Raw genomic sequence first — 10,933 nt, 5'->3', positions numbered from 1 at the left:
CGATCAACAGGCCCAGCAACGCGAAGACGGACGCTTCGATGGCGGCGGATCCCGCTGTGCCCTTGTCTTGCGCGCCGCTATGGCGGCCCAGCGCCCGGCCGATGCGGATCGCCCCCAGCAACAGGAAGAAGAAAGCGACCGATGCCGCCGCAAGAACAAATGAATAGTTCAAGGTGCCACCTTGCGCTTAGCCTGCGTTGATCGGGGTTGTTGCAAAAGCGGAAACTGGGTTGCCTTATTCTGACTGCCTGCCCGCGAACCAGCGCAAATAGGGGTTGTCGCCCCGGACCGCTTCCAACTGCGCGGCGTTGCGCGCCCACCCCTCGCGATCGCCTTCATACGCGGCCAGGGCGCTTCGGTAGAACAGGTCCATCACGTTGCGCTCGCGATCGATTTCCCGCGACATCTCCTCGCCCACCGCCGCCAGCGGCGGCGGCCCTCGCTCGACCAGCAACGCCGGCAACGTGCGCGCGACTTCACGCGGCCGCACCCAAGTGGCGTACTCGATGGCCGGCCGGTTGTCGGTGACCGCGGGCGTCTGGCCGGCAAAGCGCGCCAAGCCATCGCGGTCGGTCACCCAGGTCGCCAACAACGCCGCCGGCGACGCGACGCCGACCTCGGCCAGCGCCTTGCGTACCTCCGGTTCCGAAAACCGGGCGGCGATGCGGGCCGGATCCAAAGGCAGCGGGGCCATCGAACCCACCATCAGCATTTCGTGGAATTCGGTGGTCCACAACGACGCGTGCGGGAACACGTTGATGAAGCTGGCCACCAGCGCGCGGGTGTCCTCCAGGTTCTGCGTCGGCAGCGGCAGCCACTGCGCAACGATGCCTTGGGAATTCAACCGGGCCGCCGCCAGGGAATAGAAATCCTGCGAATACAGGTTCACCACGCCTGCGGCCGACGGCGGCGGCGGCTCCAGCGTGATGAGGTCGTAGCGTTCGGCGCTGCCCAGCAGCTCCCGGCGCCCGTCTTTCAGCCGCACGTCCAAGCCGGGGTCTTGCGACGCCCCGTAGCTGCCCTTGAACAGTGGCGCGGCGTGGAGCACACCCGGCAGCAATTCCGCCACGACCCGGCGCTCCAGCCCCGGGTAGCGCGACAGAGCGCCTGCCGTGATGCCGGTCCCGTAGCCGATCACCATCGCGGAGCGCGGCTCGCCCGCGTGGACGATCAACGGCAGGAGCGCTTGCAGGCGCATATAGCGAAGCGACGGCATGGCGTCGCCGGAGTTGGAAACGCCCTGGATGTACAGCCGGTGAAAGCGCCGGTCGCCCTTGCCCTGTTCGACGACCGCGACCGTGCCGCCATGGTTTTCCTCGTAGAAGACCAGGCTGCCCCCTTGGGCGCCCGGCAGCAGGCGCGCCAGGTGATCGACGGGAATGGCAACGCCCAGGATGACGGCCGCGCCCACGAATGCCGCCCCGATGCCCTTTGCCACCGGCGAGGGCGGCTGGGCGCGCCAAATCGCCGCCGCGCCCACGCAGCAGGCAACGACAGTCAGTAGCGCCAGGCTGCGCACGGTGCCAAGATAAGGCAACAGCAGGAACCCCGTCAGGGCCGTTCCCGCGATGCCGCCCAGGGTGTTGAAGGCCAGCACGGCGCCGGCGCCCTGCCCGCGGCGAGCCGGCGGCACGGCAATACGCAATACGGCCGGAAAGGCCGCCCCCAGCAGCAGCGTGGGCAAGAGCACTACCGCGCCTGCCGCGACGGCAAACCGTCCGCTCATGCCGGCCAGATTGTTCTCGGTCCAGCGCAACAGGGACGCTTCGGCCAGGCTTTGGGCGGTGATCAGCCAGCGCCCCAATAACGCGGCCTCCACCAGCGCGATCAAGCCGGCGCCGGCCACCAGAAGCCCGAACACGCGCCAGGGGTCGCCCAGCAGGCGTTCGCACCGCGCGTATAGCGCCGCCCCGATCGCCAGGCCGCTCAGATATACCGCCAGCACGATAGAGAACGCGAAGGCCCGCGTGCTCATGAACGGTACGACCATTTGGGACCACAGCACTTCATAGCCCATCGCGACCGCGCCCGCGGCAGCGTACAGGCCAAGCGCCGCCCGGGCATCGCGAGACAAGGCCAGCGCCGGCGCTTTCGTGTCTGGCGGCGGTGTTTCGGCGGCCATGGGCCGGTTCTGCCGGTCCAGCGCCCACGCGCCCAGCGCCGCCGCCAGATTCAGGCCGGCCGCCGCCCAGGCGGTGCCGCGCACGCCCAGCGCGGGGATAAGAAAGAACGCGGGCAGCAACGCGCCGATGATCGCGCCGCCCGTGTTGGCGGCATAGAGCGTGGCGCCCGCCCGGCCGACCCGTCCCGCGCCTGTCGCGCGCAGCAGCACGGGCAGCGTGCCGCCCATGAAAAAGGGTGCAATACCCACGACCAGGACGATGGCAAGCCAGGCCAGCAAGGCGCTGAACGCCTCGCCGCGCGCAAAGGCCGGCGCGCCAAGCGCCAGCACGGCGGTCACGCCTACGCCCAGGACGGCGATGGCCAGTTCTATCGCCGCGTAGAACAGGAACGGCCTGGCAGACGCGTCCGCCCGGCGTCCCAGCACCCAGCTGCCTGCCGCCAGGCCCAAAAAGAAAGCGCCGACCGCCACCGCGATCGCGTGCACTTCAACCCCGACGATCAGCGACAGTTGTTTGATCCACAGAATCTGGAAAATCAATGAGGCCACGCCGGACAAAGCCAACAGCGCAGCCGCCGGCCATAACGTCGAGCGGGCATGCGAGGCCGCGCCTGCCGCAGGGATGGCCGCCATCGGTCGCGCGGATGCATTCATGGTGTTGCCCTCTTGTCGGTCCAACCAATTACCCGGGGCGGACGCGGCCGCCAAGCCGCGCCCGCCCCTTACCGCTTACTTGCCCTGCTTCTTCGCTTGCTGCGCGAAGTACTCGTCGATCTTCTTGTCCACTTCCTTCTGCACCTGGTCGGTACTGAAGCTGGGCGGATTCTGGCTGGGCGGCCAATCGATGAAGGTCTGCAGGAACTCGCCAGCCTTGGCCGAGCCGATGAAGGCCAGATACGCGTTTTTCGTCAGCCAGTCGTTGTACTGGTCGGAGACGATGTCGGCGCGTTCGTAAGGATCCATGCGCAGGTTGAACACCTTGGGCACCCGCAAGCACACGAACGGTTCCTTCCACACGGCAAACCCGCCTGGCGCCTTCTGTTCGCAAAACACGACCTTCCAGTTCTCGAACCGCATGGCGACCAGCAGGCCGTCATCGTTGAAGTAATAGAAGTCTTCGCGCGCGCTCTTGTCGCTCTTGCCCGTCAGGTAGCCCAGCTGGTTGTAGCCGTCCAGATGCACCTTGAAGTCCCGGTTGGCGCCATCGGGCCGCCAGCCCTTGAGCAGCCGTTCCTTCACCCCATCGTCGCCTGCCGCGGCCAACAGCGTCGGGAACCAGTCCAGGCCCGAGACGATGTCGTTCTTGACGGTGCCGGGCTCGATATGGCCCGGCCATCGGATCATCGCGGGCACGCGGAAGGCGCCTTCCCAGTTGGTGTCTTTCTCGCTGCGGAACGGCGTCGTGGCGGCATCCGGCCAACTGAACTGGTTGGGCCCGTTGTCCGTCGTGTAGATCACGATGGTGTCTTTGGCGATGCCCAGGTCATCCAGCTTTTTCAGCAGCTTGCCGACATCCTGGTCGTGCTCCCACATGCCGTCGGCGTAGTCATTGCCGGGCATGCCGCTCTTGCCCTGGTGCTCGGGGCGGATATGGGTGAACAAGTGCATGCGGGTGGTGTTCATCCACACGAAGAAGGGCTTGTCCGACTTTCCGTGCTTGTCCAGGTAGTCCAGCGCCGCGCCCACGGTTTCGTCGTCGATGGTTTCCATGCGTTTGGTCGTCAACGCGCCGGTATCTTCGATCTTGCCGTCGGCCGACGCCTTGATCACGCCACGCGGCATATAGGCTTTGATGGCCGGGTCAGTGGGATTCTTCGGAAAGTACGGGCGCTCGGGCTCCTCTTCGGCATTCAAGTGATAGAGGTTGCCGAAGAATTCGTCGAATCCATGCTTGGTGGGCAGGTATTCGTCGCGGTCGCCCAGGTGGTTCTTACCGAACTGCGCCGTGCTGTAGCCCTGTCCTTTCAAGGCTTGGGCGATGGTGATGTCGCGGTCCTGCAACCCCACTGGCGCGCCCGGGATTCCCACTTTGGACAAACCGGTGCGCCGCGCGGACTGCCCGGTGATGAACGTGGACCGGCCTGCGGTGCAGCTGTTCTCGGCGTAGTAGTCGGTGAATATCGCTCCTTCGGTGGCGATGCGGTCGATATTGGGCGTCCTGTAGCCCACGACCCCACGCGTATACGCGCTGATGTTGCCCTGTCCAACGTCATCGCCGAAGATGACAAGGATGTTCGGCTTTTTTCCTGTCGTTTGCCCCGGAGGGCTGGACTGGGCATTTTGGGCTTGCGCAAAGGCGCCACCCATCACCGCAAGTCCGCTCGCGGCCACCAGCGCCGCTCCCAACCATCGTCTTGCTTTCATGACTGCTCTCCTCGCCCACAAGGGCCATGTACTCCCAAGTCACGCTTGCTCAAGGCTTTTCAAACGCGTAGATCCGTTTCCACTCCGTCTTCATGTCCACGACCGTCCATCCGCTGCGCTGTGCTTCGTCCAGCGCTCGGTCCAACCGCCCGACGCTCGAGTCCCGGTCATAGGCCCATTCCCGCTGCGCGTCGGTGTGATGGACGATGCCGGCAAAGCGCTTGCCCGCGCCAGCCGCCGTCCACTGCAGCATCTGCAGGTCGCCGTCGGAATTGCCGAAGGCCAGCAACGGCCGGCGGCCGATATAGCGCTGGATGGCCACCGGCTTGCCCGGGCCGTCGTCGTTGAAATCAAGTTTGCCCTGGCGCCAGAGCACCGGCTTGCCGTCGCGCATTTCAAAGGTGGTGGCAAAGCCGCTGCCGATGACCTGCTCGGGCGGCACGCCATAGGCGGTCTGCGACCACGGCCGCATGAACTCGGTTTCGCCGCCCGACACGATGTAGGTCTTGAAGCCGTTCGCGCGCAAGTAATCCAGCAATTCGCGCATCGGCACGTAGGTCATCGAGGTGTAGGGCTGGTTGAAGCGCGGATGCCGCGCCGTAGCGGTCCACTGCGTCACGCTTTGCGTGAAGTCATCCACGGTCATGCCGGTATGCGTGGCGCCCACGATCTTCAACAGGCCGGCCTGCCCCGCTTTGGCCAGCGTCGCCTTGTCGCCTTCGATGACGGCCTTGAATGGCTGGCGCTTCGCCCATTCGGGATGTTGCGGCGCCATCTCCTTGACGCGGTCCAGCGCGAACAGCATTTGGAAATACAAGGGCTGCTCGGACCACAGGGTGCCGTCGTTGTCGAAGACCGCGATCCGGTCTTCAGCCGCGACGAAGTCGGGGCCTCCGGGCTGCGTCACCGTACGCACGAATTCCACGATGGCGGTGCGCGACGGCCCCTCGTTCCAGGACGGCAGAACGGCCTGCGGCGCGGCCGCCTTCTGCGGCGCCGCGCATGCCGCCAGCAGCAGCGTGGCCGCGGCGGTCGCCAGCCACGACGCCCAGCGTCCTTGCGCCCGATTCGTCATTCCCTTCATCATTGACTCCCCTTGCGCATGGTGCGCGGTCGCTTTCCACCCGGCTGGACCGGATTCAATTCGTCTGGCAACGCATAAGCGGAAGTGGGCGTATTCCGCGCCCGCCACACTCGCCGCCAATTCACCGATTCCGACGCCAATCTGGCACGCCATGCCGAACCCGCTCGGGGTCCGCCGTAGGCGTCCTGCAGCACGGCCGATGCCGCCTGCCGTGGGGCCTTGCCCAGCGGCGCTACGGCGGCGCGCAAGTCCTGGGCGCCCGCCGCCAGGCGCAACCAGCGATAGAACGCGCCCAGGCCCGCCGCCGGCTGGCGGATGTCGCGCTGGAAGGCACGCCAGTGCCACGCCTCGCTTGCGCGCCTTGCCGCCGCCGCGCACGTCACGCGCACGCGCAGCGCTGCCGCAATACGCCGCCACCAGGGCCACGTCAGCCATAACGCAACGCCTGCCAGCGCCAGGCCCGCCCCCCACGCCAGCCACGCCGCCGGAATGACCCATCGAAGCCCGTGACGCAAGCGGGCCAGGTCTTCGGCCAATGAAAAAGGCGGCGCCGCCGCCGGCGCGGCTGCCACCGTGAATTCGCGGCCTGGCAATTCCGACTGGGCGGGCTGGCCTGTCGCCCCATCGCGCCACCGCACGGTGATGGGCGGCAGGCTGAAGGTGCCGGCCTGCTGCGCGACGTAGTCGGCGCGGTCGACGCGCTGCCCGCCCGTGAAGCGGCCGCGGCCGTCGTCCAGGGTGGTCACCTCCGGTTCGCGCGGGTAGCGTTTGAATCCAGGCAGGTCGGGCAACGGCACGGCCGGCAGCAGCATCGCCTGGACGCCTTCGGCCCGCTGCGTGACGGACCGGGTGATGCGCCCGCCCACGATCAACGGGTCGGGCGCTATCGAGAAGTCCTGAGTCACCGCCATCTTGCCTGCGGCCAATGCCGGCCCTTGGCCGGCGGCCGGCGCCAGCACCTCGAACGAAAGGGGCTGGCTGGCGCCTGCCGCCACCTGGCCGCCGGGGCCCACTTTCGCCGTCACGGCCAAGGCAGGCACTTGCAATGAGCCCGCCGCCGTCGGGCTCAGCACATAGGTGTACCGCAAGCCGCTATAGGAGACGCCGGCGACGGTATCGCGCAGCAGTTCGCCCTCGCCTTGCGGCGGCGTCACCATGGCTCCGGCGATATCCAGCGGCGGCAGGACGGGTGGCTGCGTGAACCAGGTCGGTGTCAGGACGTCGAGTTGCAGTTGCAGCGTCGCGCCGACCTGCACGTGCGCCGGCGCCTGCAACGTCGCCGTGACGCGCAGGGAAGGCGCGCCCTGTTTGCCGGCGTCGCCCTGTGCGCCCGCGCCGCCGTGCAGGCCCAGCGCCACCACGCAAAACATCACGTAAGCGCGGATCATGGACGCCCTCCCGCCGCCGCGTCTTCCACGGCGAACCTGCCGCGCAAAAAGCGCGTCGGCGACAAGGTCAGGTTGCGCAGCCACGCCTCTTCGGACGTCGCCTGCGCGGCGGGCACGGCAACCATCTGGCCGGCCTTGGCGGTCTTGTCCGCGATCGTCTGGTCGGGCGGCTCGGCCTGATCGCCTTGCTGCTCCTGACCCATCGCGGCCAGCAAGCGTTCGACGATGCCCCGGTTCACGGTTGCCGCCTCCCACCCGGGCGACAAGGCCAATGCGCGGTCATAGGCCGCCAGGGCGGCGTCATACTGCCGGAGCCGCGTCTGGGTGTTGGCTACGTAGAACAGGCCTTCCGGCGTTTCCAGCTTTGAAAACGCCTTCAATGCGTCGACATAGTCGCCTGCCTGGTAGGCGGCCCGCCCCTTCCAGTATGGATCGGTGAAAAGCTTGGCGGCCTCGTCATAGCGGCCGCGGTCGAACGCGATACGACCCTGCTGATCCGCCGTGAAGAACGCGTCGGCAAGCGGATTCGCCCGCGTCTCGGCCGGCGCGCCCAGGGTCACGGCGATCAGCAGCGCCGCCGTCCACGCGACGTTCCAGCCCCGCCGCACGGCCAGCAAGGCCAACAAGGCGAGGGGCCAGCAGAGCCAATAGCCGGCGTCCTTCCAATGAACGGAACCGGATTGCGCATCCTGCACGGCCTGGAAATGCTGTTGGGCGTGCAGCGTGATCCAGTCCAGGTCGTCGGGGCTGGCCGTCAGGCTGCCCAAAGGCGCCCCTGCCGCACGCGCCAGATTCTGCAGCCCGTCCTTGTCCAGGCCCGATTGCCCCACCGCCATCACCAGCACCTGCAAGTCGGCCGCCGCCTGGGCGCGCTGGCGCACGGCATCCAGGCCGCTGGCGTCGGCGCCGTCCGTCAACAGCAGTAAGGTGCCGCCGGCGCGCTCGGCGGCCAGCACCTGCGCGGCCAACGCGATCGAGCCCGCCGCGTCCCTGCCATCCTGGCCGATCAGGTCGGAAACCAGCGCCTGGGTGAACAGGTCCAACAGGTTCGCGTCGTCGGTAGGCGGCAATACCAGATGGCTGGTACCCGCATAGGCGATGAGGCCGGTCTTGGCGCCGGCGCGGCGCGCGGCCAGGTCGCGTATCAGGTGTTTGGCCGCTTCCAGCCGCGTGGGCGGGACATCCGCGCCGTCCATCGACGAGCCCAGCGCGACCGCGACGATCAGGGGCGCCACGTTGTCGAGGAATTCGGGCTGGTCGCGATCCCATGCCGGGCCGGCGGCGGCCACCGAGCCGATGGCCAGGATAAGCGCCAGCGCATCGATCGGACGCGGACCGCGGCTGCCCGGCGAGCGCACCATCAGATAGGGCAGCAAGGCAGGTAAAATCCGGCTGGCGCGCGCCGAGCCATCCCCTTCGCCGCGCCGGATCCACCAGGCTGCCGCCGCCGCCAGCAGGCCCAGCAGCCACCACGGGCGCAAGAAATGAAAGGCGCTCAGGTCGAGGTCCATGCTTGCCCCTCTTCCCTGGCCCGTTTGCCGTGCGGCCCCGCCACCCGGTTGCGCCGCGCCAAGAGCGCGGCAACGCCGTGCCAGGCCGCGAGCAGGCACAGGGCAAGGCCCAGGGGCAGCCAGAAATAGTCGCGTTTGGGCTGATGCCGCAATGTCTTCACCTCCTGCGGCGTAATGCGGTCCAGCGTCGCGTACACGGCTTGCAGGCTGGCCAGGTCTTCGGCCTTGAAGAACTGGCCGCCGGTGGCGCGGGCGATCCCTTGCAGGACGCCGAAGTCGACCCGGTCCTCGCCCGTCGCAGCCGGGTCTCCGATGCCGATGGTATGCACGATGATGTGATGCTCGGCGGCCAGCGCCGCCGCGCGCGCGGGCGGAACGGCGCTTCCGGTGTCGTTGCCGTCGGTCAGCAGGATCAACACCTTCTCCCGTTCGCGGGCGGCGTCCAGCATCCGGATGCCCAGGCCGACGGCATCGCCGATGGCCGTGTTGGGGCCGGCCATCCCCACGGCGGTTCGGTCCAGCAGCAGACGCAGCGCCACATGGTCGCGCGTCAGCGGCGCCTGGGGATACGCGCTTGTGCCGAACACGATCAGGCCCAGCCTGTCGTCGGCCCGCTTGGCGATGAAGTCGGCGACCACCGCCTTGACGGCCCGCCAGCGCGATTCGGGCTGGCCCTGGGCGTTTCGGAAATCGGCGGTATCCATCGACTGCGAGATGTCCACGGCAAGCAGCACGTCGCGCACCGCCTCGGTGTGCGTCAGCGGCGGCTCGACCCATTGCGGGCGCGCCAGCGCCAGCACCAGAAGCAGCCAGACCGCCACATTCAGCCACAGCTGGGCGGGACTGGCCCGCACGCCTGGCCGCGACGGCGACTGCCCCGTCAGGGTGGCAACAGCATCGAAAAACGGCACGCGCAGCGCACTGCGCCGCTGCACGTACGGCGGCAACCAGCGATAGGCGGCCAGCGCCAGCGGCGCAACGGCGAGCAGCCAGGGATATTCAAGCCGCCACATGATGCTTCACCATCCACTCGCGGCTTGCCCGGATCAACCGCGCCAGCCTCGCGCCATCCAGCTGGCGCACCGTCTCGTCCGGCGCGTAAGCCAGCAGTCGCATCAATTCAGGCGTGTCTTCCGGGAAACCTTGCGGGACGGCGCGCGTCAAATGAGCCATCCATTGCTCGCCGCTGAGCGATGCCACGTCGGCGCGTCCCCCCGGCGGCTGCGCCGCCAACGCCGCGCGTTTGAGCAGGCCGGGCAGGCCGCGCGCGGCCAACGGGTCGACGGCGGCATCCTGCGCCAGCTGCCGCAACGCCGTGAGGCCCTGGCGGCGATACAGATTGCGTCGGCGGCGACGCCAAACGACTGTCACGCTCCAGGCGCCGCCTGCCAGCACCAATGCCGCCAGAACGGCCCACCCCCAGGTTTGCGGCCAATAGGAAACGGCTGCCGGCAGCGGCAGCTCGCGCAACTGGTCCAGGCCTGGCAACGCGTCGCTCATCCGCGCGCTCCCCCCGCCTGCGGCGTGGCCGTTGCCGTCGCCTGCTTGCCGAGTTCGCGGCGCAATTGCGGCAATTCGTCTTCCGCCGTGTCGATGGACAGCAACGGTACGCGGCTGCGCCGCAGCAATTCAGCCACTTGACGCAGACGGTCGCTGAAGAAATGGGCAAGCGGCTCGCGTTCGCGCTGCCGGCCGACGGCCACCTCCAGCTGCAGTTTGCCCTGCGTGACGACCAGGCGCCCGCTGGAGGGCAGTTGCTGCGCCATCGGATCGAACACCAGCATCGCCAACACGTCATTGTGTGCGGCAAGCAGACGCAGCGCGCGCAGCGTATCGTCGTCTGCGCCGGCGAAGTCGCTGATGATGCATACCAGGCAGTCATGCGGCGCGTGCGCAAGCGCGCCGCGCAATGCGGTGTTCAGCCCTTCCGCGGCGGCGACATCCGGCTCGCCGGCCGACAAGCCGGCGTTCGCCCGCGCGACCTCGGCCAGCAATGCCCGGACCCGGTCGCGGCTGCGCAACGGCCTGAAGGCCCTGACCCCGCCATCGTCGAACACGAGGCCGCCGACGCGGTCCCCTCCCCGGTAGGCGATCCAGGCGGAAATCGCCGCAAGCCGCGCCGCAACGGCGCATTTGAAGGCGCGCACCGAACCGAAGTACATGCTCATGCGCTGGTCGACGACGATCATCACCGGCCGGTCCCGCTCCTCGGTATAGGCGCGCACGAACGGCTTGCCGTAGCGCAGGGACGCACGCAGGTCCAGCCGCCGCAAATCGTCGCCGGCCACATAGCGGCGCAGCTCGGCGAAGTCCAGCCCGCGGCCCCGCAGCCGCGAACCGTGCGGACCCGCCAGCACGCTGCTCAACGGCTGATTCGCCAAGAACGACAATCCGCTCGCGTCGGCTTCCAGCGCGATCAGTTCCGACAACGGCGGATGGACGGGATGCGGCGTGCGGCTCATGG

Annotated in this window: 8 protein-coding genes; all 8 read right to left on the bottom strand. The window is 68.2% G+C overall.

What is annotated here, in order from left to right; all coding sequences use genetic code 11:
• Positions 1 to 235: 235 nt before the first annotated feature.
• Positions 236 to 2,776, bottom strand: coding sequence for a spermidine synthase (locus tag ACO6D5_RS13715; RefSeq protein ID WP_485825681.1), 2,541 nt, complete (start codon positions 2,774 to 2,776; stop codon positions 236 to 238).
• A 75-nt stretch (positions 2,777 to 2,851) separates the two neighbouring features.
• A complete protein-coding gene (locus ACO6D5_RS13710; protein ID WP_315529322.1) occupies positions 2,852 to 4,486 on the bottom strand; it encodes a sulfatase-like hydrolase/transferase in 1,635 nt (544 codons plus the stop codon).
• Positions 4,487 to 4,535: 49 nt separating this feature from the next.
• A complete protein-coding gene (locus tag ACO6D5_RS13705; protein WP_485825696.1) occupies positions 4,536 to 5,570 on the bottom strand; it encodes an HAD family hydrolase in 1,035 nt (344 codons plus the stop codon).
• On the bottom strand, positions 5,570 to 6,958 hold the full coding sequence (locus ACO6D5_RS13700) for a BatD family protein (RefSeq protein ID WP_485825680.1): 1,389 nt from the start codon (positions 6,956 to 6,958) through the stop codon (positions 5,570 to 5,572). Before ACO6D5_RS13700 ends, ACO6D5_RS13705 begins: the two co-directional genes overlap by 1 nt.
• A complete protein-coding gene (locus ACO6D5_RS13695; protein WP_485825679.1) occupies positions 6,955 to 8,469 on the bottom strand; it encodes a VWA domain-containing protein in 1,515 nt (504 codons plus the stop codon). The genes ACO6D5_RS13700 and ACO6D5_RS13695 overlap by 4 nt, the downstream gene beginning before the upstream one ends.
• Positions 8,454 to 9,482, bottom strand: a complete 1,029-nt coding sequence (locus tag ACO6D5_RS13690) for a VWA domain-containing protein (protein WP_485825678.1) — start codon at positions 9,480 to 9,482, stop codon at positions 8,454 to 8,456. The genes ACO6D5_RS13695 and ACO6D5_RS13690 overlap by 16 nt, the downstream gene beginning before the upstream one ends.
• The gene (locus ACO6D5_RS13685) at positions 9,469 to 9,969 is read right to left on the bottom strand and encodes a DUF4381 domain-containing protein (RefSeq protein ID WP_485825677.1); all 501 of its coding nucleotides are present in this window, start codon (positions 9,967 to 9,969) and stop codon (positions 9,469 to 9,471) included. Before ACO6D5_RS13685 ends, ACO6D5_RS13690 begins: the two co-directional genes overlap by 14 nt.
• A complete protein-coding gene (locus tag ACO6D5_RS13680) occupies positions 9,966 to 10,931 on the bottom strand; it encodes a DUF58 domain-containing protein (protein ID WP_485825676.1) in 966 nt (321 codons plus the stop codon). Before ACO6D5_RS13680 ends, ACO6D5_RS13685 begins: the two co-directional genes overlap by 4 nt.
• Positions 10,932 to 10,933: the final 2 nt, after the last annotated feature.

The organism is Achromobacter sp., assembly GCF_057314935.1.
The sequence above is the reverse complement of the archived record's forward strand: the minus strand, read 5'-3'. Positions and strand labels throughout refer to the sequence as shown.